Origin of the sequence: Pseudomonas sp. NFACC51 (assembly GCF_900103575.1) — a bacterium.
Classification (GTDB): Bacteria; Pseudomonadota; Gammaproteobacteria; order Pseudomonadales; family Pseudomonadaceae; genus Aquipseudomonas; species Aquipseudomonas fluorescens_Q.
Genome location: NZ_FMXH01000018.1, coordinates 1 through 25,619, shown reverse-complemented (window position 1 = coordinate 25,619; position 25,619 = coordinate 1). Strand labels below are relative to the sequence as shown.

Annotated in this window: 26 protein-coding genes; 5 read left to right on the top strand and 21 right to left on the bottom strand. The window is 61.1% G+C overall.

All coding sequences use genetic code 11. From position 1 onward, the window contains the following. Positions 1 to 42: 42 nt before the first annotated feature. The 6 genes from BLT00_RS26710 to BLT00_RS26685 form a co-directional block, all read right to left on the bottom strand. Positions 43 to 1,485, bottom strand: a complete 1,443-nt coding sequence (locus BLT00_RS26710) for an aminotransferase-like domain-containing protein (RefSeq protein WP_014339472.1) — start codon at positions 1,483 to 1,485, stop codon at positions 43 to 45. A 200-nt stretch (positions 1,486 to 1,685) separates the two neighbouring features. After that, complete coding sequence (locus tag BLT00_RS26705; protein ID WP_063324941.1) at positions 1,686 to 2,495, bottom strand: OmpA family protein; 810 nt, start codon at positions 2,493 to 2,495, stop codon at positions 1,686 to 1,688. Further along, positions 2,492 to 2,851: a DUF4398 domain-containing protein gene (locus BLT00_RS26700; protein WP_003204190.1), complete on the bottom strand. Its 360-nt coding sequence runs from the start codon at positions 2,849 to 2,851 to the stop codon at positions 2,492 to 2,494. Before BLT00_RS26700 ends, BLT00_RS26705 begins: the two co-directional genes overlap by 4 nt. Positions 2,852 to 2,860: 9 nt before the next feature. Next, on the bottom strand, positions 2,861 to 3,685 hold the full coding sequence (locus BLT00_RS26695; RefSeq protein ID WP_092147190.1) for a substrate-binding periplasmic protein: 825 nt from the start codon (positions 3,683 to 3,685) through the stop codon (positions 2,861 to 2,863). Positions 3,686 to 3,760: 75 nt separating this feature from the next. Beyond that, positions 3,761 to 4,690, bottom strand: coding sequence for an electron transfer flavoprotein subunit alpha/FixB family protein (locus BLT00_RS26690; RefSeq protein ID WP_092147187.1), 930 nt, complete (start codon positions 4,688 to 4,690; stop codon positions 3,761 to 3,763). Between the two features lie 2 nt (positions 4,691 to 4,692). Next, positions 4,693 to 5,442 carry an electron transfer flavoprotein subunit beta/FixA family protein gene (locus BLT00_RS26685; protein ID WP_014339477.1) on the bottom strand — a complete coding sequence of 250 codons (750 nt, stop codon included), beginning with the start codon at positions 5,440 to 5,442 and terminating at the stop codon, positions 4,693 to 4,695. 546 nt (positions 5,443 to 5,988) lie between these two features. Here BLT00_RS26685 and BLT00_RS26680 point away from each other — a divergent pair. Then, a complete protein-coding gene (locus tag BLT00_RS26680; protein ID WP_092147184.1) occupies positions 5,989 to 7,653 on the top strand; it encodes an electron transfer flavoprotein-ubiquinone oxidoreductase in 1,665 nt (554 codons plus the stop codon). Positions 7,654 to 7,955: 302 nt separating this feature from the next. Here the strand turns inward: BLT00_RS26680 and BLT00_RS26675 are convergent, their stop codons facing one another. After that, entirely contained in the window at positions 7,956 to 8,846 is an 891-nt protein-coding gene (locus BLT00_RS26675; RefSeq protein ID WP_092147181.1) for an AraC family transcriptional regulator, read from the bottom strand. Positions 8,847 to 9,023: 177 nt separating this feature from the next. On the opposite strand from BLT00_RS26675, the gene BLT00_RS26670 reads away from it, so the two are divergent. Then, the gene (locus tag BLT00_RS26670; RefSeq protein WP_092147178.1) at positions 9,024 to 10,076 is read left to right on the top strand and encodes an NAD(P)-dependent alcohol dehydrogenase; all 1,053 of its coding nucleotides are present in this window, start codon (positions 9,024 to 9,026) and stop codon (positions 10,074 to 10,076) included. Positions 10,077 to 10,082: 6 nt separating this feature from the next. Here BLT00_RS26670 and BLT00_RS26665 read toward each other — a convergent pair whose 3' ends face one another. From BLT00_RS26665 to BLT00_RS26645, 5 genes are all read right to left on the bottom strand, one after another. Continuing rightward, entirely contained in the window at positions 10,083 to 10,886 is an 804-nt protein-coding gene (locus BLT00_RS26665) for an IclR family transcriptional regulator (protein WP_063324935.1), read from the bottom strand. A 58-nt stretch (positions 10,887 to 10,944) separates the two neighbouring features. Continuing rightward, on the bottom strand, positions 10,945 to 12,255 hold the full coding sequence (locus BLT00_RS26660) for an MFS transporter (RefSeq protein WP_092147175.1): 1,311 nt from the start codon (positions 12,253 to 12,255) through the stop codon (positions 10,945 to 10,947). A gap of 188 nt (positions 12,256 to 12,443) precedes the next feature. Next, complete coding sequence (gene dgoD, locus BLT00_RS26655; RefSeq protein ID WP_092147172.1) at positions 12,444 to 13,592, bottom strand: galactonate dehydratase; 1,149 nt, start codon at positions 13,590 to 13,592, stop codon at positions 12,444 to 12,446. 49 nt (positions 13,593 to 13,641) lie between these two features. Continuing rightward, entirely contained in the window at positions 13,642 to 14,262 is a 621-nt protein-coding gene (locus tag BLT00_RS26650) for a 2-dehydro-3-deoxy-6-phosphogalactonate aldolase (RefSeq protein WP_003204208.1), read from the bottom strand. A gap of 19 nt (positions 14,263 to 14,281) precedes the next feature. Further along, positions 14,282 to 15,262: a 2-dehydro-3-deoxygalactonokinase gene (locus BLT00_RS26645; protein ID WP_092147169.1), complete on the bottom strand. Its 981-nt coding sequence runs from the start codon at positions 15,260 to 15,262 to the stop codon at positions 14,282 to 14,284. 187 nt (positions 15,263 to 15,449) lie between these two features. Here BLT00_RS26645 and BLT00_RS26640 point away from each other — a divergent pair, with 187 nt between their 5' ends. Further along, the gene (locus BLT00_RS26640) at positions 15,450 to 16,082 is read left to right on the top strand and encodes a glutathione S-transferase family protein (RefSeq protein WP_092147166.1); all 633 of its coding nucleotides are present in this window, start codon (positions 15,450 to 15,452) and stop codon (positions 16,080 to 16,082) included. A 5-nt stretch (positions 16,083 to 16,087) separates the two neighbouring features. Here the strand turns inward: BLT00_RS26640 and BLT00_RS26635 are convergent, their stop codons facing one another. After that, positions 16,088 to 16,570, bottom strand: coding sequence for a GNAT family N-acetyltransferase (locus tag BLT00_RS26635; RefSeq protein WP_053123788.1), 483 nt, complete (start codon positions 16,568 to 16,570; stop codon positions 16,088 to 16,090). 189 nt (positions 16,571 to 16,759) lie between these two features. Between BLT00_RS26635 and BLT00_RS26630 the strand changes: the two genes are divergently transcribed. Together BLT00_RS26630 and BLT00_RS26625 are read left to right on the top strand one after the other, a co-directional pair. Beyond that, entirely contained in the window at positions 16,760 to 17,104 is a 345-nt protein-coding gene (locus BLT00_RS26630) for a hypothetical protein (protein ID WP_092147163.1), read from the top strand. 31 nt (positions 17,105 to 17,135) lie between these two features. After that, complete coding sequence (locus tag BLT00_RS26625; protein WP_092147160.1) at positions 17,136 to 17,516, top strand: Rho termination factor N-terminal domain-containing protein; 381 nt, start codon at positions 17,136 to 17,138, stop codon at positions 17,514 to 17,516. Positions 17,517 to 17,669: 153 nt separating this feature from the next. On the opposite strand, the gene araH is transcribed toward BLT00_RS26625, so the two are convergent. From araH to BLT00_RS26585, 8 genes are all read right to left on the bottom strand, one after another. Then, entirely contained in the window at positions 17,670 to 18,638 is a 969-nt protein-coding gene (gene araH, locus BLT00_RS26620; RefSeq protein ID WP_063324929.1) for an L-arabinose ABC transporter permease AraH, read from the bottom strand. Between the two features lie 10 nt (positions 18,639 to 18,648). After that, complete coding sequence (araG, locus tag BLT00_RS26615) at positions 18,649 to 20,193, bottom strand: L-arabinose ABC transporter ATP-binding protein AraG (RefSeq protein ID WP_092147157.1); 1,545 nt, start codon at positions 20,191 to 20,193, stop codon at positions 18,649 to 18,651. A gap of 75 nt (positions 20,194 to 20,268) precedes the next feature. Continuing rightward, positions 20,269 to 21,273 (bottom strand): substrate-binding domain-containing protein, encoded by a 1,005-nt coding sequence (locus BLT00_RS26610; RefSeq protein ID WP_092147154.1) that lies wholly within the window; start codon positions 21,271 to 21,273, stop codon positions 20,269 to 20,271. A 175-nt stretch (positions 21,274 to 21,448) separates the two neighbouring features. Then, positions 21,449 to 22,267: an SDR family oxidoreductase gene (locus tag BLT00_RS26605; protein WP_063324926.1), complete on the bottom strand. Its 819-nt coding sequence runs from the start codon at positions 22,265 to 22,267 to the stop codon at positions 21,449 to 21,451. Between the two features lie 236 nt (positions 22,268 to 22,503). Next, on the bottom strand, positions 22,504 to 23,379 hold the full coding sequence (locus BLT00_RS26600) for an SMP-30/gluconolactonase/LRE family protein (protein WP_092147151.1): 876 nt from the start codon (positions 23,377 to 23,379) through the stop codon (positions 22,504 to 22,506). Further along, positions 23,376 to 24,122, bottom strand: a complete 747-nt coding sequence (locus tag BLT00_RS26595) for a FadR/GntR family transcriptional regulator (RefSeq protein WP_092147147.1) — start codon at positions 24,120 to 24,122, stop codon at positions 23,376 to 23,378. Before BLT00_RS26595 ends, BLT00_RS26600 begins: the two co-directional genes overlap by 4 nt. 162 nt (positions 24,123 to 24,284) lie before the next feature. After that, positions 24,285 to 24,845 (bottom strand): DUF1285 domain-containing protein, encoded by a 561-nt coding sequence (locus BLT00_RS26590; protein WP_014339492.1) that lies wholly within the window; start codon positions 24,843 to 24,845, stop codon positions 24,285 to 24,287. Positions 24,846 to 24,861: 16 nt separating this feature from the next. Further along, entirely contained in the window at positions 24,862 to 25,467 is a 606-nt protein-coding gene (locus tag BLT00_RS26585) for a DUF4823 domain-containing protein (RefSeq protein ID WP_063324923.1), read from the bottom strand. Positions 25,468 to 25,619: the final 152 nt, after the last annotated feature.

Sequence of the window (25,619 nt, the reverse complement as noted above, 5' to 3'; positions counted from 1 at the left end):
TAATGAGGCGCTGACAAGCACATCGAGCTAAGCCACTGACGTCTAAAGAAATCCGTTGGCCGTCTCCTGGCACAATTGAGTGGCCAACAGCCCCAGGGTCATCAAGGCCCGCTCTGCCTCACGGTTCCAAGGGGTGCCGCAGTTCAAGCGAATGCAGTGGTTGAACTGCTCGGTGTTACTGAAAATCAGCCCTGGCGCGATGCTGATGCCTTGTTGCAACGCCCGCACATGCAACTCCTGGGTATTGACCCGCCCCGGCAGGCTGACCCACAGGATGAAGCCTCCAGTGGGACGGCTCATCTGCGTGCCTTCGGGGAAGTACTGCTGCACCGCCAGCTGAAAGGCGCTGAGGTTCTTGCGGTACTCCTGCCGGATATAACGCAAGTGCCGGTCATAGCCGCCGTTTTCCAGGTACGCGGCAATGCCCATCTGCGTGACGCTGCACGCTGAATGCGTACTGAAGGTCTGGAGCCGCTGGATTTCCTGCTGGAATTTCCCCGCGATCATCCAACCGATGCGCACACCCGGCGACAACGTCTTGGAAAAACTCGAGCAGTAGATGACCCGGTCCAGCCGGTCGTAGGCCTTGAGGGCCTTGGTGCGCCCCTGCTCGAACATCAACTCGCCATAGATATCGTCCTCGACGATCTGGATGTCGAAGTCCGACGCCAGGCGCAGCAGTTGCTTTTGTCGCTCCTCCGGCATGGTGCCGCCAAGAGGATTGCTCAGGCGCGTGGTCAGCACCAGCGCCTTGATCGACCATTGGTTGGCCGCCAACTGCAAGGCCTCCAGGCTCATACCGGTGACCGGGTCGCTGGGGATCTCGATAACCTTGAGGCCCAACAGATCCGCCAGTTGCAGCAAGCCGTAATAGGTCGGCGACTCAGCGGCGATCAAGTCCCCGGGCCGCGTCAGCACCCGCAAGGACATCTGCAACGCATCGACGCAGCCGTGGGTGATCACCACCTCGGAAGGGTCCACCACGACGCCGGCATCGCGCATGCGAATCGCCACTTGGCGGCGCAACGGCTCGAAACCCGGGCTGAACATGTAGCTGAACGCCCGCGGGCTGTGGAAGCGTGTGACCTTGGCCAATTGCTGATGCAGGGCCCGGACAGGCAGATAGTCGACGCTCGGGACCGCCGCGCCCAGGGGAAACACCCCTTCGCGGCGCGACTCGACCAATACTTGCTGAATGATGCTGCTGCGCGTCACCAGCCCCGGACGCTCGACCCGGGCAATGTCCGGCGTCGGTGCCGTCAGGGCCGGCGTCTGGTGCACGTAGTAGCCCGACTGCGGCCGCGCGCGGATCAGCCCCTGGTCTTCAAGGTTGGCGTAGGCCTGCAGCACCGTGGCATGGCTGACGTTGAGCTGCGAGCTCATCTTGCGCACCGAAGGCACGCGTTCACCGGGCTGATACACACCGCGCCGGATGTCTTCAGCCAGCTGTTGAGCAATACGTTGATAGAGCAGAAGGTTGGTCATGACGCAGCACTCGATTTCACGGGCATTTTATTCTTGTCGGAAACGATACCGGAACAGTTTAGAAGTGTACTGGGACAGTTGCCAGATTACTCGACAGTACAGTGGAGTGACAGCTCTAACTGTACTCATCGTGCATCGATTGCAGGGCCAAAAAAACCCGGCGCCTTCTACAGGGGCCGGGTTTTCCAGTGACGCAACCCTTAGCGGGCGGCGCCGAGCTGGCCTTTTTCGTCAGAGAACACAATTTCAACGCGACGGTTCTGTGCCCGGCCACGCTCGGTAGCGTTGACGTCCACCGGGTATTCATCACCGTAGCCTTCGACCTGGATGCGCTTTTCATCAACCCCAAGGTCCACCAGCACATCCGCGACCGCTTGCGCGCGATCGCGAGACAGCTTGAGGTTTTCCTGCTTGCCGCCCGTGCTGTCGGTGTACCCCTCGATACGCACCACGCGCTTGGGATTGAGCTGTAAGAACTGCACAATCTTGAGCACCACCCGGTTGGCCGAGTTTTTCAGTTCCGCTTCGCCGGTGTCGAACAGCACGTCGCCCAGGGTCATCACCAGGCCGCGATCGGTCTGGGTGGTCGCCATCGCCATGATCTGTTCTTCGAGCCATTTGCCCTGTTGCTGCACACTCAGCAACTTGGATTCGCGCAGGGCCAGTTGCAGGCGCTGGCGCTCCAGTTCGAGCTTCGCCGCGCGCTCTTCGTTGAGCACCTGATTGCTGTGCTCCCGCGCGATCGCACTGTAGCGCTGGCTCAGGTAGGCGTAATGCTGCACATCTTCGCCGCTGCCCCAGTAGCTGGACAAACGATCGGCACGGGCTAGGGATTCACCAGCGCGAATCACGTCCCGGGGCGCGGCACGCAACACGTTGGCGTCTTCCTTGACCTTCTGGAAATCGGTGCTGGCCTGGTCGAGCGCCGCTTCGCTGCGTTGGCCGGCGCAGCCATACAAGCTGGCCAGGCCGGCGAGTACCAGACCGCCCAATACGTGGGAGTGCTTCATTGGGCATCCTCCCTCAGCTGTTTGCGCAAGCGCTTGATGCGGGTGTCGAGCACGTTCAGTTGCTCCTGGCTCTTGAGGGTCAGCACCTTCGCTTCGGCCAGGCGGGCGTCGAGTTCGGCCTGTTCGGCCCGCATGCGCGCCTTCTTGTAGGATTCGTCGGCCATGTTGGATTTGGCGCGAGCGAATTTTTCTTCAGCCAGTTTCAATTCGGGCACTTCGTCGGCAGTAGCGCCAACGGCCCGCGCTTGCTCCAGTGCCTGTTCGGTCAGGCGGATCTGTTCATTCGGCGCCGGATCGGCTGCGCAGCCCGCCAGAGCCAGAACGGCCAGGGCAGCGAAAAGAGGTCGAATAGTCACTAATGTTCCCTACTGTTTTGGGGCACTGACAGGTGGCTGCAACTGTGTTTTCCAACGCTCGAGATTGCGCTGCAACACAGCCTCCGTCAGACCAGACGCGGCCAATTCTGTCATCTTTTGCGCCAGCTGTCCGCGTAACCATGGGTCATTGCAGGCGGAGTTATGGGAAACCGCGAGGAACAGCCCGGGTTTGTCCACCGGTTGCGGTGCGGCTTGCAGATCGTTGGCCATCCCCAGTGTCTGCGCCATCGCCAGGCCCGAATAGCGCCCCGCCAGGACATATTCCACCTCTCCCAGCAGCAATTTCTGAAAGGCCTGGGTCAGGTTGGGCGTGCGCACCAGGGACAATTGCTGCTCGGCAAAGACGCCAAATCCCTGGGTCATACGGGCCTTTTCCGACAAGGCCCCGGGATGACCGTGAAGGTCTGCGGGCTGGTTGATGACCAGCGTCGAGTCCTTGCGGGTCCAGACCAGATAATCGTTTTCGAGCAAGGGCGGATGAACGTAATCCAGCACTTCAAGCCCGCTAACGGTCAATGGCGCGTCGGTGAGCAGGTCCATGCGTCCGCTGCGCACTTCGTCCAACGCCTGGGCGCGCTTGCCGGCATACAGCAGTTCGATCTTGATCCCCAGTTCTTGCGCGACGTGCGCCAGCAGGTCGGCACTGGCGCCAATCAAGTGCTTGGGGTCTTGAGGGTCCTGCCAGAGATAGGGCGGCGCATCCGGGCTACCGGTAGCGATCAGTCGTTCACATTTGCCGGCGGCGACAGACAGGCCTGGCACGAGCGCCAACGTCCACAGCAACGGCCAGCCGGCCAAACGACGCAGATCCATGGCAATACGCTCCTCTGAGGCAGAAATAAAAAGCCCGGCCAAAGGGCCGGGCTCTTTATAAGTGAAGACGCCGGATTAGACCAGCTTCTCCAGCTCAGGGATGGCTTCGAACAGGTCCGCCACCAGGCCATAGTCGGCCACCTGGAAGATCGGCGCTTCTTCGTCCTTGTTGATCGCTACGATCACCTTGGAGTCTTTCATGCCCGCCAGGTGCTGGATCGCGCCGGAGATACCGACGGCGATATACAGCTGTGGCGCAACGATCTTGCCGGTCTGGCCGACCTGCATGTCGTTGGGCACGAAGCCTGCGTCGACCGCCGCGCGGGAAGCGCCGACCGCCGCGCCCAGCTTGTCGGCCAGGGCGTACAGGTGCTTGAAGTTATCGCCGTTCTGCATGCCACGGCCGCCGGAAACGACGATCTTGGCAGCGGTCAGTTCAGGACGGTCGGACTTGGCCAGTTCTTCGTTGACGAAGCTGGAGATGCCGGCGTCGTGGGCAGCGCCTACCGCTTCAACGGCAGCCGAGCCACCTTCGGCGGCAACCGGGTCGAAACCGGTGGCGCGGACGGTGATGACCTTGACCGCAGCGGTCGATTGCACGGTGGCAATGGCGTTGCCCGCGTAGATCGGACGCTTGAAGGTGTCGGCGCTTTCGACCGAGATGATCTCGGAGATCTGGTCGACGTCCAGTGCAGCAGCCACGCGCGGCAGGATGTTTTTGCCGTTGGACGTGGCGGCCGCCAGGATGTGGCTGTAGCCCTTGCCCAGCTCGGCTACCAGCGGCGCAACGTTTTCCGGCAATTGGTGCGCGTAGGCGGCGTTGTCGGCCGACAGCACTTTGGCCACGCCTGCGATTTTCGCAGCAGCTTCAGCCACGGCGCCAGCACCCTGGCCAGCTACCAGCACGTGAATGTCGCCACCGATTTTAGCGGCAGCAGCAACAGTGTTCAGCGTGGCCGGAGCCAGCGCCTTGTTATCGTGTTCGGCGATTACGAGGATAGCCATGATCAGATCACCTTCGCTTCGTTTTTCAGTTTCTCGACCAGTTCAGCCACCGACTTGACCTTGATGCCCGCGCTGCGTGCAGCCGGCGCTTCGACCTTGAGGGTCTTGTTGGTGGAGGCGGTGGAAACGCCCAAAGCGTCAGGCGTCAGCACTTCAAGCGGCTTCTTCTTGGCTTTCATGATGTTTGGCAGGGACGCATAACGCGGCTCGTTCAAACGCAGGTCGGTGGTGACAATCGCTGGCAGTTTCAGGGAAACGGTCTGTGCGCCGCCGTCGATCTCGCGGGTCACGGCAACGCTGTCACCAGACACTTCGACTTTGGAGGCGAAGGTGCCCTGACCGTAGCCGCTCAAAGCAGCGAGCATCTGGCCGGTCTGGTTGTTGTCGCTGTCGATGGCTTGTTTGCCGAGGATCACCAGCGATGGCTGTTCCTTGTCGACAACGGCCTTGAGCAGCTTGGCCACGGCCAGCGAGGTCAGGTCTTCGGCGGATTCGACGAGGATGGCGCGATCGGCACCCAGTGCCAGCGCGGTGCGCAGTTGTTCCTGGGCGGTGGTCGGGCCGATGGAGACGACGACGATCTCAGTCGCCACGCCTTTTTCCTTCAGGCGTACGGCTTCTTCTACGGCGATTTCGCAGAAAGGGTTCATCGACATCTTGACGTTGGCGAGGTCGACGCCGGAGTTGTCCGCCTTGACGCGAACCTTGACGTTATAGTCGACCACTCGTTTGACAGCTACAAGAACCTTCATGGATTCCTCGTTACTCTCCGGTGAAAAAAAGTCGCCTAGGCGAACCTGGCGGTTGATGCTCATGGGCGCAAGGGCACCTCTAAAAACGCCGGCATGAACCACACATGACCCAGCTCACGGGAGTGAAGACCATTCGTCAGTGATGACCGATGAGTCATTCATTATCGCGGCGTGTAAACTGCGCGTCGGAACCACGCAATGCGTCACTTTGTGCTGCCTTCGCCCTGTCTTTAGAGGTGCTCTTGAAACCAACAGTCAGCCTACGGCGAGCGCAAAACCGCCCGTATCTTGACCGGAACGCCTATTCCGGTCAATACGGCAAAATGGTCAGTCATAAGCCGTACGTCAGTGATTTATCTGGGCTGCGGCAATTTCAAACAAACGTTTGTATTGGACCCTGAGAGTGGTGTAGATATAATGCGCCGCTTAAGAGAGACACGCGTTTCATCCATTGTCGCTTTCGTCGCTTTTTGCGAAGGAAACAACGGATGCAACGCCAAACCTCCAATTAGAAAAAACTGTGAGCCTTGAGTAGGAGATAGCCCTGTGGAACGCGAATACATGGAATTCGACGTGGTCATCGTCGGTGCCGGCCCCGCTGGCCTGTCTGCCGCTTGCCGACTGAAACAGAAGGCCGCCGAAGCCGGTAAGGAAATCAGCGTCTGCGTGGTCGAAAAAGGCTCGGAAGTCGGTGCGCACATCCTCTCCGGCGCGGTGTTCGAACCCCGTGCCCTGAACGAACTGTTTCCAGACTGGAAAGAACTCGGCGCACCGCTGAATACGCCCGTCAAACGCGATGACATTTATGTCCTGAAAAACGCCGAGACCGCGAGCAAAATCCCTGACTTCTTCGTGCCCAAGACCATGCACAACGAAGGCAACTATATTATTTCCCTGGGCAACCTGTGCCGCTGGCTGGCCCAGCAGGCCGAGAACCTGGGCGTGGAAATCTACCCGGGCTTCGCCGCCCAGGAAGCGCTGTTCGATGAGAACGGCGTGGTGCGCGGGATCATCACCGGCGACCTGGGTGTCGACCGCGAAGGCAATCCGAAGGAAGGCCTCTACACCCCGGGCATGGAGTTGCGCGGCAAATACACGCTGTTCGCCGAAGGCTGCCGTGGCCACATCGGCAAGCAGTTGATCAAGCGCTTCAACCTGGACAGCGAGGCCGACGCCCAGCACTACGGCATCGGCCTGAAGGAAATCTGGGAAATCGACCCGGCCAAGCATCAACCCGGCCTGGTGGTGCACACCGCCGGCTGGCCGCTGGACATCATGGGCACCGAGAACACCGGCGGCTCCTTCCTTTATCACCTGGAAAACAACCAGGTGGTGGTCGGCCTGATTGTCGACCTTTCCTACAGCAATGCCTACCTGTCGCCGTTCGACGAGTTCCAGCGCCTCAAGCATCACCCGGTGCTCAAGCAGTACCTGGAAGGTGGCAAGCGCGTCAGCTACGGCGCCCGCGCCATCTGCAAGGGCGGCCTGAATTCGCTGCCGAAAATGGTCTTCAAGGGCGGCGCGTTGATCGGTTGCGACCTCGGCACTTTGAACTTCGCCAAGATCAAGGGCAGCCACACCGCCATGAAATCCGGCATGCTCGCCGCCGAGGCCGTGGCCGATCGCTTGTTCGCCGAGTCCGAAGGCGGTGATGAACTGACCGCCTACGTCGACAGCTTCAAGAACAGCTGGCTGTACGAAGAGCTGTTCGCCAGTCGCAACTTCGGCGCGGCGATCCACAAGTACGGCGCCATCATCGGTGGTGGCTTCAACTGGCTCGACCAGAACATCTTCGGCGGCAAGCTGCCGTTCACCCTGCACGACAACAAGCCGGACTACGCCTGCCTCAAGCTGGCGGCCGACAGCAAGAAGATCGACTACCCGAAACCGGACGGCAAGATCAGCTTCGACAAACTCAGCTCGGTGTTCATCTCCGGTACCAACCATGAAGAAGAACAGCCCTGCCACCTGAAGCTGACCGACCCGAGCATCCCGATCAGCAAGAACCTGCCGTTGTACGACGAACCGGCCCAGCGCTACTGCCCGGCCGGCGTGTACGAAGTGGTGACCAAGGAAGACGGCGAGAAACGCTTCCAGATCAACGCCCAGAACTGCGTGCACTGCAAGACCTGTGACATCAAGGACCCTTCGCAGAACATCACTTGGGTGTCGCCGGAAGGCGCTGGCGGACCGACTTACCCGAACATGTAAGCCGACACTCTGTACATCGAGGCTCCCGCAATGGGGTAATGCTGTTCACTTAAGAAAAATGATGGACCTGTGGCGAGGGAGCTTGCTCCCGCTCGGCTGCGAAGCAGTCGTAAACCGGCGGGTGCGGTGTGTCTGATGCTCCGTATTTGGCAGGTTGTGGGGCCGCTTCGCGGCCCAGCGGGAGCAAGCTCCCTCGCCACGGGTTTGTCGACTGCCTTAAGTGAACAGCATTACCCGCAATGGGGGCCTTTTTGTTGCCTGCCATCCCAGGAGCACCGCTCCCACAAGGGATTTTCAGTGGATCAGGCGGCGCGCTCTTCCCCAGGGTTGCGCTCGAAGTAACGCTTGTATTCCCGGCTGAACTGCGACGAACTCTGATACCCCACCTGATGCGCGACCTGGGCCACGCCCAAGCCTTCGCTGAGCAGCAGTCGCTGAGCCTTGAGCAGGCGCAAACGCTTGAGGTACTGCACGGGCGACAGCAAGGTGCTGCGCTTGAAATGCTCATGGAAGGTCGAAGCGCTCATGTTCGCGCAACTGGCCAATGTCTCGACGTTCAGCGGCTCGGTGAAGTGCGTATGCAAATGGCTCAGGGCCGCGGCAATCCGGGCGAATTGGCCTTGCTGCTCCACCAACGCCCGCAGCACATCGGCCTGGGGCCCGCGCAACGCGACGAACAGCAACTCCCGCAGCCGCGCCAGGCCCATGACCTGGCATTCCAGTGGGTCGTGCAAGCACTGCAACAGGCGTTCGACGCATCCGCGCATGGCGCCATCGAGCACGGCGCTGGTCATGGACTCCGGCGTCTGGGCCGCGAGGCTTCGCCCCGGCATCAATCCCATGGCCAGCACCAGCTCGCCCAACAGCGCCCGATCGATCGCAACCGAAATCCCGAGCAGCGGAGCATCGGGCATGGCGTAGGTTTCACATTCGAACGGCACCGGCAACGCCTGGATCAAGTAATGCCCGGCGCCGTACTCCAGCGTACGCGGTCCCAGGTACGCCAGCTTGCTGCCTTGGGCGATGATCACCAGGCTCGGCTCGTAGAGCTGCGGGCCACGGGCGATGTCCTGGCTGCACCGCAGCACTTGCACGCCAGGCAGGCGCGTAGGAATAAAGCCGTCACGGGTCGCCAAGGGTTCGATCAGCGAAACCAGCGCCGCGTTGGCATCGAGATGACGGGTCAGCAACATGGGGAAACTTCACGAAAAATGGATGGGAACATCATCGCAGGTCTGGCGTCACATAGGAGCAATCCTAGGCCAAGGCCGGAGGATTAGGCATGACACCCGTAGGAATGGTCATCGCCGCATACGGTCAAGGCTCCCAGAATAGATCACCTCACTGTTCACTGCTTAGCGAGGTCCATCATGTACACCGCCATCGGATACGCCGCCCAATCGCCCACCACTCCCCTCGCCCCCATGAAGTTCGAACGCCGCAGCCCGCGAGCTGACGATGTGGCGATCGAAATCCTCTATTGCGGCGTCTGCCACTCCGACATCCACCAGGCGCGCAACGAATGGGGCATCGCCGTTTACCCGCTGATGCCGGGCCATGAGATCGTCGGCAAGGTCACCGCCGTCGGCGCGGACGTCACGCGCTATAAGGTTGGCGACCTGGTGGGCGTTGGCTGCATGGTCGACTCCTGCCGCGAGTGCGAAGCTTGCCACGCGAACCTGGAACAATACTGCTACCAGGGCATGACCCAGACCTACGCCAGCCCGGACCGTATCAGCGGCGGCCACACCATGGGCGGGTACTCCAACAGCATCGTGGTCAAAGAACATTTTGTGCTACGCATCCCGGCAGCACTTGACCCGGCCGGCGCCGCGCCGATTCTCTGTGCCGGCATCACCACCTACTCGCCCCTCAAGCACTACGGTGTGAAGGCCGGCGACAAGGTCGGCGTGCTGGGCATGGGTGGCCTCGGCCATATGGGTATCAAGTTCGCCAAAGCCATGGGCGCGGAAGTCACGTTGTTCACCCGCTCGGCCAGCAAGGCTGAAGAGGCCCGTCGCCAGGGCGCCGATCATGTGATCGTGTCCACCGATCCCGAGCAGATGGCCGCCGCGGCCGGACGCTTCCATTTCCTGCTGGACACCATTCCAGTGCAGCACGATCTCAATCCCTACCTCAGCACCCTGCGCTTCGACGGCGTGCACATCCTGGTGGGTCTGGTCGAGCCGATCGATCCACCGGTCCATGCGGCCAACTTGATCATGGGCCGGCGCGTCCTGGCCGGTTCGTTGATTGGCGGGATCGCAGAAACCCAGGAAGTGCTGGATTTCTGCGCCGAGCACAACATCAGTTGCGACATTGAGATGCTCGACATCCGTCAGATCAACGAGGCCTACAGCCGCATGATCGCCGGGGACGTGAAGTACCGCTTTGTCATCGACATGGCGACGCTCAAGGCCTGACCTTCGTCAAACCTTGGCACCCAGTTCCGCCGACAGCCGGGCTGTGACCCCTTTGACCAGGGGAATCAGCTCGGCCATCTTTTCCAGCGGCATGTACGGCACGGTGCTGGCGATGCTGATACCGGCAACGATGCGCTTGCCGGCGTCCCGGATCGGCGCCGCCACACAGCGAATCGACGGTTCGTTGTCTTCCAGGTCGAAGGCATAACCCCCCGCCACGTACTCCAGCATCCGTTGCTGGAACTGTTCCCAGGATTGCTCCTGATGCTGGGGCCAGAACTGATTCTTCCCACCGGCTGGCAGGCTGATTTCATACAGCCGCTTCCATTGTTCCTGCGAATCATCGAGCATCAGCGCCTTGCCGATCCCGGTGCGCGCCAGCGGCATGCGATGGCCTACGCGCGAACGCATTTCCGGGCCGTTGCGCCCTGGATTCTTCAGCAGGTACAAGACTTCGTCGCCCTCACGAATCGCCAGGTGAACGGTGTCCCCGGTCAGTGCCGACAGTTCGTCCAAGTACGGCCCCGCCAGGCTCACCAGTGGCAACTCTTCGCGAGCCTGGAAACCCAGCTCGATCAGCTTCGGTCCCAGCAGGTAGCCCACTTGCGGCACCACGCGCAGGTAACGTTCGTCCACCAGGCAACTGGCCAGGCGATGGGTGGTGCTGCGGGTGGTGCCGATCAGCCGGGCGATTTCCTTCAAGTCACGGGCGCCGCTGGCGACCGCCTGGACCACCCCCAGGCCACGCAACAATGTCTGCGTGCCCGTAGGTGCGGCATCCTTGGTGATTTTTGGATCGTCTTGCTGCATAGCCGGCCTTCAACAGTGAGCGGGAACGGGCGGCATTATGGTCGCCCGCCCCGTCGGACTACAACTCGATGCGCTCGACCTTCCCGACCAGCAGGATGTAGGACAGCGCGCCAGCCAGTGCCAGGACAGAGATATAGGTGATGGCCGGGGCAAACGAATCGCCGCTGGCAAGGAAGCCAATGACGATCGGCGTGGCGATCGCCGCCAGGTTACCGATGAAGTTGAACACCCCACCCGTCAGCCCGAGCAACCGCGCCGGGGCCAGTGTGGAGACCAGCGACCAGGTGATCGACGCCAGGCCATTGCCGAAGAACGCCAGGGCCAGGAAGGCGATCACCAGCGGCGTCGATTCAACAAAGTTGGCGCCGATGATCGAGGTGGAGATCAACAGACCGCCAATGATCGGCAGCTTGCGGGCAAACCCCACCGTGGCACCGCGGCGAATCAGCCAGTCGGAGAAGAACCCGGAGCACAGCACGCCGACAAACGCCGCGAGGAACGGCAACGACGCCAGCAGACCGGACTTGATGAAATCCATGCCGCGATATTTCACCAGGTAGGTCGGGAACCACGTCAGGAAAAACCACAGCGTGGAGTTGAGGCAGAACTGCCCCAGGTAAATGCCCCACAACTTGCGTTGCGTCAGGACAATGCCCAGGTCGGCCCAGCTGAATTTGGCCTTGACCTTGGCGGTATCGGCCTGGATATCCACCAGCCCGCCGCCTTCGCGGATCAGTTCGATTTCGGCGGCGTTGGCGCCTTTGAAATCCCGTGGCTCGCGGTACACCGCGTACCAGATCGCCGCCCAGAGAATGCCCACCGCGCCCGTGGCGACAAACACCATGTGCCAACCGAACGCGTGTTGCAGCCACGCCAGTACTGGCGTCAGGAAAGCCAGCCCGACGAACTGCCCGGAGGTGTAGAAACCGATGGCCGTGGCCCGCTCACGCTCAGGAAACCAGGTAGTGACCACGCGGCTGTTGATCGGATAAGCCGGCGCTTCCAGGGCACCGACCGCCATGCGCAGCACGAACAGCGCGATAAAACTGGCGGCAAAACCCAGCATGACCGTGGCCACCGACCACAACAGCAACGCCACGCTATACAGAATGCGCGGCGGCACCCGGTCCACCAGCCAGCCACCGGGGATCTGCATGGCGGCGTAGGTCCAGCCGAACGCCGAGAAAATCAGCCCGACATGGATCGGATCGATGCCCAGGTCGCTGGTCAACGCGGGGGCGGCGATCGAGAGGTTGCTGCGGTCCAGGTAATTGATCACCACGGTGATGAACAGCAGGACCATGATGAAAAAACGCTTGCGGCTGGGCGTCACCAACGACGCCTGCGCGCTCAGGGTGTGCGCTTGCATGTGAGGTGCCTCTTTTTATGGTTATTGAGGGCGAAACTAACGAGCAGTCAAGTCGACCCGTGGCGAGGGAGCTTGCTCCCGCTCGACTGCGCAGCAGTCGCAGGTTGTTTGTCCATAAATCGAAGGGCTGCTGCGCAGCCCAGCGGGAGCAAGCTCCCTCGCCACAGGGATAGTGGGTGTCTAGGCGATCACCACTCGGCAAAACTGCCATCGGCATGACGCCAGATCGGGTTGCGCCAGCGGTGGCCGATGGCCGCGCGTTCGATGACGTATTCCTCGTTGATCTCGATGCCCAGGCCTGGGCCATTCGGGATTTTCACGAAGCCCTTGTCGTAGTCGAACACCTGCGGATCCTTGATGTAGTCCAGCAGGTCGTTGCTCTCGTTGTAGTGGATACCCAGGCTCTGTTCCTGGATGAACGCGTTGTAGCAGACCGCGTCCAGTTGCAGGCACGCCGCCAGGGCGATTGGGCCCAGCGGGCAGTGCAGCGCCAGCGCCACGTCGTAGGCCTCGGCCATGTTGGCGATCTTGCGGGTTTCGGTGATGCCGCCGGCATGGGAGGCATCCGGCTGGATGATGTCCACGTAGCCTTCGCTGAGTACACGCTTGAAGTCCCAGCGCGAGAACAACCGCTCGCCCAGGGCAATCGGGGTGCTGGTCAGCGGCGCCAACTCCTTGAGGGCTTCGTAGTTTTCGCTGAGCACCGGCTCTTCGATGAACATCAACTTGTAGGGGTCGAGTTCCTTCATCAGCACCTTGGCCATCGGTTTGTGCACCCGGCCGTGGAAGTCCACGCCAATGCCGACGTTCGGCCCCACCGCATCCCGCACCGCCGCCACGTTGGCCAGGGCCAGGTCGACTTTTTCGAAGGTGTCGAGAAACTGCAGCTCTTCGGTGCCGTTCATCTTCACCGCCGTGAAGCCCCGCGCCACCGCCTCTTTCGCCGCACGAGCGGTGTCCGCCGGCCGGTCGCCGCCGATCCACGAATACACACGGATCTTGTCCCGCACCTGGCCGCCCAGCAGGTCGCTGACCGACACACCCAGGGCCTTGCCCTTGATGTCCCACAGCGCCTGGTCGATGCCGGCCAGGGCGCTCATGTGAATGGCCCCACCACGGTAGAAGCCGCCGCGATAGAGCACGGTCCAAATGTCTTCGATGTTGCGTGGGTCTTTGCCGATCAGGTAGTCGGACAATTCTTCAACGGCAGCCGCCACCGTGTGGGCACGGCCTTCGACCACAGGCTCGCCCCAACCGATCACGCCCTCGTCGGTCTCGACCTTGAGGAAGCACCAGCGCGGCGGAACGATAAACGTGGTCAGCTTGGTGATTTTCATCTTGTTGTCTCTCTTGTCAGATGCAGCGCACAGGGCGCTGGAAAAGTCTTCAGTTCAAGGCGTTCCATGCGGCCACGTAGGCCTTGGCGCGCACCGCCACTTCATCCGCTGTCAGGCCCGGCTTGAATAGCCCGGAACCGAGGCCGAAACCCTTGACGCCGGCTTCGACGAACACCGCCATGTTGTCCGGCGTAATCCCGCCCACCGGCACCAGCACGGTCCCGGCCGGCAGCACCGCGAGCCAGGCCTTGACCACCGCCGGGCCCATCTGCTCGGCGGGGAACATCTTCAGTACATGGGCGCCTTCGGCCAGCGCGGCAAACGCTTCGGTAGGCGTGGCGACACCCGGCGACAGGTACAGACCCGCCGCTTTCGCCGCCCGCAGCACCTTCGGATCGCTGTGAGGCATGACGATCACTTGGCCGCCAGCGGCTTTCACCTGCTCCACCTGCTCCGGCGTGAGCACGGTGCCGGCGCCGATCAGGCAATCGGCGGGCAAGGTGCTACGCAGGATGCGGATGCTTTCGTACGGCTCGGGGGAATTGAGCGGCACTTCGATGACGCGAAATCCGGCGCTGTACAGGACTTCGCCGATGGCCGCCGCCTCTTCGGGACGCAGGCCACGCAGGATCGCGATCAGCCCGTTGTGCGCCAGTGCTTGTGTGAGCATGTCAGACCTCCAGTCAGGTTCAGGGGGCGGTGGAATCGAGCAACCCGGCCGCTACGGCCAGTTGCCACAAACCGCGTTCGGTGGCCTGTTCGGCCAGGACCACCCGGGCGAAACCGCAGGCGTCTAGGGCCCGTTGATAACGGACACAGAGTTGGGAGTTGCCGATCAGCACCACCATCGGCAGATGGAGGCTGTCGCGTCGCCGACGCTGCACCTCGGCCAGCGCCGTCAGCTCATGGCCGATCAGCAGGCCCGAGAGGTAATCGGCCTGGGCGCTGGCCTCCAGTTCGCCGGTCAAGCCCAGACTGCGAGCGCTGAACACCGTGGACAGCGGACCGATCTGGCCGTCCACCGACAACGCCACCTGTACGCCACGATCAAAGGCCACGCCATCGAAGGTCGTACTCCGTTGCTGGGTGCGGCCGAGAATGCTGTGGTCACTGAGCACGGCAAAGATCTCGCCGGTCATGAAGGTGTCGAAATGCACGATGCAGCCATCGGTCACTTCCACCCATTTCGAATGGCTGCCGGGCAAGCCGATCAACACCGCTTCGTCCGGCAGGCTGTGCAAGGCGCCGAGCACCTGGGTTTCTTCACCGCGCATGACATTGGGCAAGCGTGAACGCTGAATCACGCCGGGCACGATGTGCACATCGACACCGCGAAGGCTGCGAACGGTTTGTAGGGAATGTCCGAGATTGGCGACGTTGGCGGGTGTTTCGCAGTAAGGCGCTTCACGCCAGCCCTGAGCACTGCCGACCATGCCACAGGCAATCACGGGCAAGCCTGGCTGGGCATCGAGCCAGTCGCCGCAGGCCTCGTCGAAGGCCAGTTCGAAACCGTCGATGCACACCCCGCCGGCCACGGTTCGCGGCCCGGAAGGCAACTGCATGATCCCCGATGACAGCGAGCGCTGCTCGAGCACCTCGCCACCGGCTGCGAGTTTGTAAGCCCGTAATGAGGTGGTCCCCCAATCGAGCGCGATCAATTGCGCCTGCATCCGCTTCACCTGTTCTGTTTTTTGGCAGTGAGTGGAACGGACTATAAACCCGGGCGCGACAAAATCTCAATATATAAATATCACTCCCATATATTGGGATTTGATGAGCCAACCCTAAAGCCCATCGCCATCCGTTCAAGACCCTGCTACGTTTCTGAGCGGACGCCAAACAACTAGGGAAAAAGTGATGGGACAACAGCTGAAAATCCTCGGTCGCACTTCCTCGATCAATGTCAGAAAAGTGTTGTGGACCTGCCAGGAATTGGAAATCGCCTACGAACGCGAAGACTGGGGTATCGGTTTTTCCTCGACCCACGACCCGGCGTTCCTGGCCTTGAATCCCAATGCCCAAGTGCCGGTGATCATTGATGAGAACGGTGTGCTCTGGGAGTCGAACACCATTTGCCGCTATCTGGTGGGCAAACATGGGCGCAAAGACCTGCTGCCTGTCGAACCTGCCGCACGGGCGCGTGTCGAGCAGTGGATGGACTGGCAAGCCACAGAGCTCAACCCGTCATGGGGCTACGCATTCCACGCCCTGGTACGCAAGAATCCAGACTTCCAGGACCCACAGCGCATCGCCGCCGGCATCAAAGGCTGGAACGAGAAGATGGGTTTGCTCGAGCAGCAGTTGAACCGCACCGGCGCCTATGTGGCCGGCGCGGATTTTTCCCTCGCCGATGTGCTCATCGGCCTGTCCGCGCACCGCTGGCGCCAAACCCCCATGGAGCGTCCCGACTATCCGGCGGTCGCCGCCTATTGCAAGCGGTTGGAACAGCGCCCCGGATTTGCCGAGTACGCATCTGCCGCATATTCGTGAAGTGCTCAGTTGCCGTGGGCGAAATCCCGTAGCACCTTGCCGTCCATTCGGTAGCGCACCCATTCTTCCTGGGGCTGCGCGCCGAGGGATTTGTAGAACTCGATGGCCGGGGTGTTCCAGTCCAGCACACTCCATTCGAAGCGACCGCAATCATTGTCGCAGGCAATTTTCGCCAGGTGCCGCAACAAGGTCTTGCCCGCCCCGCCGCCGCGCTGCTCTGGCGTGATATACAGGTCCTCGAGGTACAGGCAATTGCTGCCCAGCCAGGTGGAATAACTGAAGAAAAACACCGCGAAACCAATCGGCACACCGTCACGCAGGCAGATCAAGCCATGGGCGGTCGCGCCCTCGCTGAACAGGCTACGCTCGATGTCCGCCACACTGGCGATGACTTCGTGGCGGGCCTTTTCGTAATCGGCCAGTTCGGTGATGAAGGCAAGGATTTGAGGCGCATCGCTGGGTTGCGCAGGACGGATCTCGATGGACATGAACAGGCCTTGTAGCCAATTGAAAGCGCCATACTAAGCCGCGACGCGGCGCTCGTCACATATCGATCCAACTATTTGATCGCGGCGCACGCCTCCTTCAGAACCGCCATTCGTCGCGTCCGAGGCACCAACCCAAATCCAGCGAGGCCCAAGATCAGGTAAGCATTCTGCAAAATGGAGGCGACACCCATGATCACTTCAAGGCTGACCGCATTCACCTTCGCCGCGTTGCTGTCCTCGGTGGCCTTCGCGGCTTCGACCTCCGGCACCGGGCCGACCGACCCCGTGCAAGCGCCCAACTCCCCCGCCACGCAAGGCCTGCCCAAATTGAACACCGACGGAACCGGCGGCGCCCTGAACAATGGCCAGCCGCCCGCCACCGGCACCGATCCGCGTGTGCAGGGTAATGACACGGGTCGTCAGGGCGGCATGAATACGCCGGACTCGACAGCGCCTGATAACGCCGAGACCGGTGTGGGCTCGAAAACCACGACCGGTGGTTCGGGCTCCGAAGGGGGCGCCGCCAGCCAATAGCCTCTGCTCAAACATTTGAGGAGGAACATCCATGCCTCGTGGAAGCAAAGACAAATACACCGCCGAACAAAAGCGCAAGGCCGAGCACATCGAAGAGAGTTACGAGAAGAAAGGCCTGTCCAAGGACACGGCCGAGGCACGCGCTTGGGCAACGGTCAACAAACAGTCCGGCGGCGGCGAACGCTCCGGTGGTTCGGGGAAGGCGAAACCGGCCGCGGCAAAGAAAACTGACCGCAAGGAATCGGCCCGCCGCGCCGCCAAGACCCGCGAAGGTCATCCACGCACCAGCAAGGCCTCTCATGAGGCCCAGACGGTGGACAGCCTGATGAAGGAGGCCCAGGCGAAAAACATTCCCGGGCGCTCGAAGATGCGTAAGCAGCAATTGGTTGAGGCGTTGCGCAAGGCGGGGTGATTGTCGGCGTCTGGGTGCACGCCTTCGCGAGCAAGCTCGCTCCCACAGTGGGCCTGCGCTGTGCTGGAGCTCTGCGTCCCGGCACAACATCCTGTGGGAGCGAGCTTGCTCGCGATAGCGGTAGATCAGTCGCCAGAGATCGCTATGGGTTGTTCAGCGTTGTTTCAAGCGGTCGATCACCACCGCCAGCAGCAGGATCGAGCCGCGGATGACGTATTGGTAGAAGGTGTCGATGTTCTTCAGGTTCATCGCGTTTTCGATGATCGCCAAAATCAGCACGCCTGCAATGACGTGGCGGATCATGCCGATACCACCGCTCAACGACACCCCACCCAGCACGCAAGCCGAGATCACGGTCAGTTCGAAGCCCTGGCCGATCATCGGCTGGCCCGAGGTCATGCGCGAGGCCAGGATCACCCCGGCCAGGGCACCGATCACGCCATGCACGGCAAAGATGATGATCTTGGTGCGATCAACGTTCACGCCGGCCAAGAGCGCCGCTTCCTGGTTGCCGCCAATGGCCATGGTGTTGCGCCCGTAGGTGGTGTAGTTCAGCAGCCAGCCGAAAAACAGGAAGCACACGATGGTGATCAGGATCGGCACCGGCACGCCGAACATCTGCCCGTTGCCGAACACGAAGAACGATTCCTGGGACACACCCACCGCTTTGCCGTTGGCGAAGATGTAGGCCAGGCCGCGGACGATCTGCATGGTCGCCAATGTGGTAATCAACGCATTGACCCGCAGCTTGGCAATGACGATGCCGTTGATCAAGCCGACGATCAACCCCATCACCAGCGCCGCGCTGATGCCAAGGAACACGCTGTTGGTGTCGCGCATCACCACCGCCGCGACGACGCCGGCACAGGCAATCACCGAACCGACCGACAAGTCGAAGTGCCCGGACGCCAGGCAATACAACATGGTGCAGGCCGCGATGCCGGTGGTGGAAATCGCCAGGCCCAGCCCGCGCATGTTCAGCGGCGACAGGAAGTTGTCGATCATCAGGGTGCAGAGCACGAAGATGCCGATGGCCGCCAGCAACATGACCCAGTCATCCAGGAAGCGACGCAGGTCCAGGGGTTTGCGTGCCGTTGGCAGTGCATTGTTTTGAATGGTCATGATTTACCTCTCAGTTCGCCGCGTCGGCAACGCGTTGGCGCGGCAGCGCCAGTTGCAACAGGTTGGATTCGTTGGCCTGGTCACGCGACAGCTCGCCGCGCATGGCCCCTTCGCAAAGCACCAGGATTCGGTCGGAAATGCCCATCACTTCCATCAGGTCGCTGGACACCACAATCACCGCGATGCCATCGGCCGCCAGGTTGTGGATAATCTGGTAGATCTCCGCCTTGGCCCCGATGTCGATGCCGCGAGTAGGCTCGTCCAGCAGCAGGACTTTCATCGGCATCGACAGCCAGCGACCAAGAATCGCTTTCTGCTGATTGCCGCCGGACAGGTACATGATTTTCTGTCCCGCCGTGGGGGTCTTCACTTTCAGCGACTTGATCTGTCTGTCGGCATTGCCCCGTTCCCAGTCGCCACGCAACAGGCAGCCGAGCGTGGAATGAGACGGGCGCGCACTGATGTTGATGTTCTCGCCCACACTGCCCAACGGGATGATGCCTTCTTTCTTGCGATCCTCCGGGCAGAGCAGCACGCCCGCGGCGATGGCATCCCGAGGTGAACGCAGTTTCAGTTCCTTGTCGTGCAGGACGAGACTTCCTTCGCGCTGGCGCTCCAAGCCACTGAGCAAGCGCAGCAGCTCGGTACGACCGGCGCCGACCAGCCCGAACAAACCGAGGATCTCGCCCTTGTGCACCTGGAAACTCACCGGCTCATGCAAGCCCGGCCCCAACAAGCCCTTCACTTGCAGCGCCACATCGCCGCGCTCCCGAGGACGGTAGTCATAGATGTCCTGGATATCGCGACCGACCATGCACGTGACGAGTTGATCATGGGTCAACTCGCTCATGTTCTCGAAGGTCCGCACGTAACGACCGTCCTTGAACACCGTCACCGCATTGCAGATGCGGAACACCTCTTCCATGCGATGGCTGACGTAGAGCACCACTTTGCCCTCGTCTCGCAGCCGGCCGATGATCGCCATCAAACGGTCGATTTCCCGGGCCGACAGGCTACTGGTGGGCTCGTCGAAAGCAATGACGTGAGCACCGCGAGACAAGGCCTTGGCAATTTCCACTAATTGGCGCTGGCCGAGGGACAGGCGACCGACTTTTTCCTGGGGGTCGATTTCGTCGGCCAGGCCTTTGAGCAGCGTCAGCGCCTGTTGGCGCAGCACGCCACGATTGACCAGGCCGAAACGCGCCGGCAAATGGCCGAGAAACAAATTTTCAGCGACGGTCATTTCCGGCACCAGGTGCAGTTCCTGGTGAATCACCGCCACGCCGCTGGCGATGCTGTCGGCGGTGCCTTTGAAGGCCATCGTCTGCTCGCCGATCTGCAAGTCGCCGCTGCTCGGGATGTAGGCACCACCGAGGATCTTCAGCAACGTGGACTTGCCAGCGCCGTTTTCCCCCATCAAGGCATGGACCTGCCCCGGATGGGCGACGAAACTGATATTGGCCAGCGCCTGCACGCCGGGAAAGGACTTGCCGATCCCGTTGAATCGCAAGCTGCCGCCGATGTTGTGTTGCCGTGTCGCTGTTTGCGCTTGCATAACCACCTCGAACTTACAGAGATCAAGCGACCCCGCCACTCAAGTGACCAGGGCCGCTTTTGAATCAACCGGCCATCAGTTCCACAGGCCGATTTTTTCCAGCTCTTGCTTGAAGTTCTCCCGGGTGATCAGCGTCACCTCGTCCATGGCGGTGTACTTCGGCGGCTCCTTGCCGGTGGTGATCCACTCGTACATCATTTCGGCGGTCTTGTAGCCTTCGATGTGAGGGCTTGGCAGCATCGAGCCGAAGAAGCCGCTGTCAGGCTTCTTCAATTCACCGATGGCGTCGGTGCCGTTGATGCCGATGCCGATCACATTGGCCGCCTTGAACCCCGCGGCTTCGGTGGCGCGCACGCCGCCCAGCACAGTGTTGTCATTCATGCCACCGATGATCAGGTTCTTGGCGGCGCTTGGCAGCTTCACCAGGGCCGAGTTGGTGGAGTCCATGCTCCCGGGCACGTCGAGGGTCTTCAGCGCTGAATAAAGGATGTGGTCTGCCGGCATCCCGGCCTTTTTCAGGGCATCGACCGAACCGTCGGTGCGCTTCTTGCCGGTATCCAGTTCGTTATAGGTGTTGATGACGGCATAGGTGTCTTTCCAATCCCAGCCACGTTTTTTCGCCTCAGCCGCCATGGCGCTGCCCTGCTTCTGGCCGACTTCGAACGCCGCCATGCCCAGGTACGGTACGTCTTCCATGAACTTGCCATCGGAACCGACGAAGCGGTCGTCGACGGCGATCACTTTCATGTCATTGAGCTTGGCCTTGGCCACGATGGCTGGGCCGAGGGAGACGTCCGGCGGGCAGATCACGAAGCCCTTGGCACCGTTGGCGGCCAGGCTGTCGATGGCCGAGAGGGTTTTCTCGCCGTCGGGCACGGCGATCTTGATCAACTGGAAGCCTTTATCCTTGGCCGCCTTCTCGGCAAACGCCCATTCGGTCTGGAACCAAGGCTCCTCGGCCTGCTTGACCAGGAAACCAATTTTTACCGCATCGGCCGCCAGCAAGTGGCTGCTGAGGCTGACCGCGGTAACCGCCAGGGCGGCGCGACACAGGGAACGGATCCCACGACGATGTTTCATAGTTGACTCCTTGTTTTTTTTATTGAAAGCCAAACGACCAGGGTTCTGCTCCACCGTCGGTGGAAATGCGCAGGCTGGGCGGTCACATCAAGTTGCTACACAGCATAGGCCCAAATAGTCATATCGTATGATGATTGGATTACAGGCGAAGTTTCCCACTGCAATCCAGGAATATTCAGTCGTGGTACATGACTGAACGTCCCCCATCGATGGTGATGCATGAGGCATTGATAAACGGTGCTTCATCGCTGGCCAGGAACACGGCCGTCATTGCCACTTCGATCGGTTGCCCGATGCGCCGTGGCGGGTGCAGATCCAGCGCACGCTGGCGTTCGGCATAAGGATCGGCAAAGCCGTTCCAGTAGTCGACGTTCAGTTGGGTCTCGATATAACCCGGAGCGATGGCATTGACGCGTACGCCTTTGGGTGCGTATTCGATGCCCAGGGCGCGGGTCAGGCCGAGCAGGCCATGCTTGGCCACCGGGTAAGGGAAACAACCGGGAATGATGTGGGACGAATGGGTCGAAGCAATGTTGATGATGCTGCCCACGCCCTGCTCGATCATCTGCGGCAATACCGCCTTGCAGCCGTACCAGGCACCATCCAGGTCGATGGCGAAGCAGCGACGCCAATCTTCTTCGGTCATTTCCAGCGGGTCACGGAATACATTGACACCGGCGCAATTCACCAGCACATCGATGCGACCGTGCCGCTCGACGGCATGCCGGGCCATGGCGTGCAGGTCCTGCTGGTTCGACACATCGGCTTTCAGCGCATGCACGTCCGCCCCGCGTTCACGCCAATGAGCGGCAACCGTCTCGACCTTCTCGGCCTGAATATCGCTGATCACCAGCCGTGCCTGTTGCGAAGCGAACGCGGCGACGATCGCCTCGCCAATGCCCTGGGCCGCACCGGTCAGCAGCACCACTTTGTTTTTCAGGCGCTCGCCCTTCGGGGGCTCGGGCACTGGCGGCAATGAAAGCGGCTCAGCCATGGATCAAGACTCCCGGACGCAGGCACGACAAAAACCGGGCATCCAGGGACGACCGGTCAAAAGACGTTGTAAGCAGCCGTGAATCGCGTACGCCGCCGAGGCGTACGGGGGAGGATCGTTGCATCACTTCACCTGTCTTGTTTTTTTAGTGTGAGTGCGTATTGCCGATGGAGCCGACTATAAACCCGACCGCCGAATAATCTCAATATATATATTTACATCCCATATTTTGGGATTCATCCCGCAAACCGAGTACAGGCCACGCCCGGTATGTCGACCCGCATGGACAGCACCGCACCGTCCAGCGGATGACCCAACGGGCTCGCCGCACTGGTGATGTACAAGGTCTTGAGGTCTTCGCCTCCAAACACACAGCTGGTCGGACGGCTGACGGGCAGTTCGATCACCCGGTCGACCTGGCCTTGCGGATTCAATCGCAGCAGGCAACTGCCGTCCCAGCGCGCGTTCCAGATATAACCCCGGGCATCCATCGCCGAACCGTCCGGCCCGCCGCGCGGGTGTGGACCGAACCAGACCTCGGCGGGAGCCAGGCTGCCATCGGGATGGATAAAGTGCCGATACAAAGTGCCGTCGAGGCTCTCGCCGAAATACACCGTGGTGCCATCTGGACTCCACAACAAGGTGTTCGGGATACCCAGCCCGCGTAACAACGGCATGACCCGGCCATCGCCACTGACACGAAAGAGGCCGCCGGAGCGCCGCTCGATGGGTAGGTCCTCTGCGTTTTCACCGATGTTGTTCTGCATGGTGCCGAGCCAGAGCTGGCCCAAGGCATCGCAACGGGCTTCGTTGGCACGATTGCCCAGTTGCGGGTCGGCCATGCACAGCAGGGTCAGGCGTGGTTCCAGGCCCGGCGAGTCGAGGTCCAGCCGGTAGACACCACTGCTCAGCGTCACCAGTGCATCGCCACTCTGCGTCGGGATAAAGGCGGACACATGCTCGGGCATCTGCCAGATCTGCACATTGGCGCCGATCAACCGCAGCGCCTGCTTGCCGGCGATATCGACCCAGTACAACGCCTGGGTCGGCTCATCCCAGAACGGCCCCTCGCCCAAGATCGCCCGATGTTCCGTAACAGCCGTCCACTTCATTGAAACCTCCCGTTCCCTATCTGCCCGGTAGCGTCTGTCCGACCGGCCATGACATTAGGGTAAAAGCGCTTGATGGCCAGGTCAGCGTTATCGATCAGGGTCATGCAGGCCCAGACGCCCCGCGCCGCGTCACGGGCCGCGATGGCGTCGGCGATGTCCTTGTGGATGGGCAAGGTGCGGCGCAGCTCATCCGGGTCGGCAGCCGACACCTCGAACGATACCGCCAGCAGCGCGCCCAGGGCCGGGACCATCTGTTCGATGAATTGATTATGGCTGGCGGCGAGGATGCATTCGTGGAAAAACTGGTCGGCGCGGTTGTAATCCGCGCCGCTGTCCACGGCCCGCTCCAGCGCATGGTAGGCCAGGCGGATCGCCTGCACCTGGTCGGCCGTGGCCCGTTCACAGGCCCAACGCACCGCCATCGGCTCGATGGTGCGGCGCAGGTCCAGCAAGTCATCGACGAAATTTTCCGGCAAGCCGCTGCGTGACAGCCAGCCAACCACTTGGGGGTCGAACAGGTTCCAGCGTCGCACCGGCAACACCCGCGTGCCGACTTTCGGCCCGACCTCCAGCATGCCTTTGGCCACCAGGGTCTTGATCGCCTCGCGAATCACCGTGCGACTGACGCCCAATTGTTCGCCCAAGTCCGCCTCGACCTTGATGGTTTGCCCAGGCTTGACCTGGCCGGCGGCTATCCAGCCCCCCAGCCAATCGACGGTCGATGCATGAAAACTGCTGGACATGAAAACCCCGCGAGCCACTCTTATAGGAGGCTCACGCTAATCATCATACGATTGGGTGTCAATTTGAATTTTTACGTAACCCACCTGTGGGAGCGAGCTTGCTCGCGATAGCAGTCGTCCAGCCAACACAGCTGTTGGATCAACCATCGCTCCCAAAAGGGCTCAGGGTTCCAGGCCTATGGGGAAGAACTCGCCACCGCTCCACACGCCCAACCAGCGCTGCCCATCGATCTCGCGACTGACCGCCAGCTCCACCAGTTGGTAGAACACATTGCGATGGATCAGTGCTTCGAGATTACTGCGCACATGCACGTAGGGCGCGGGTTCCTGGGTCTGGGGATCGATCACCACCCGCAGCGGATGCTCGCCGCCGGCCTCAGTGGTTTCCTCGACATTGGTGGTGAAGCGCAACAACTGCCCTTCCCCCTGCCCTTCGACCTCAAGGGTCACGGCCACGAACGGCGCGTCATCGACCTTGATGCCGACTTTTTCCACAGGAGTGATCAGGAAGTAATCATCGCCGTCACGGCGGATGATGGTGGAGAACAGCTTGACCATCGGCTTTCGCCCGATGGGCGTACCCAGGTAATACCAGGTGCCGTCCCGGGCGATGCGCATGTCGATATCGCCGCAGAAGTCGGGGTTCCACAAGTGGACCGGCGGCAGGCCTTTGGTCTTGGGGATCTGCCCCAGCAAGTCATTGGCTTTTTGCGGTCCGCTCATGGTGACTCCTGATTATTTATTCGTCGCTCATCCCCAGCAGGCTGCGGGCATATTCACGCAAAGGCGTGGCGATGAGGTCTTGTGGCTGCTTGTCGTGCAACGTCAGTAAACCGCCACGACTCTTGATCCGTGCAGTATCAATCAAATACTGGGTGCTGGTCTCGATCAACATGATTTGAATCACGCTGGTATCGACACCCAAGCGATCCAAGGCTTCTTCATCCTGCCATTCATCCGTGTTGCCGATACGGTTGTCAGCCTTGGCGAAGCGGGTGTACAGCAAATAATGGGCGCCAGCGGAACGGGCCTCGCCCATGGCCTGGTCGAGGCCTTCGGGAACGCGGGCGCGACGGACCATGGGGAAATATTCGATGAAGCCATTGAAGGCTTCCTCGGCCACGACGTTGGGACGCGGATAAGCACTGCCTGGCGGAGCGAAGGCGCCCTGGGCGATGTAGATGAACGAGTCGGGCTGAATACGCAGGTTGTTCACACGACGGCTGTCGCTATGGTCTAGCAGGCCGGCGTCGCTCATGTGGTAACGAACGCCCTCTCCCATGTCACTGACATTCATGCAGCCACCAAGCGCCAAAATGGCCAGCAGCAAAACCAGGCTACGCATCCTACCCTCCAAAAACCGGTGTCGGAAAACCGGCGAATGGTCGTGGGATGCAGCTTTTGCGCCAGACCTTGGGATTGATTGGATTTTCCGCCTGGAATGCAGTTGTGGCGAGGGAGCTTGCTCCCGCTGGGGCGCGCAGCGGCCCTAGAACC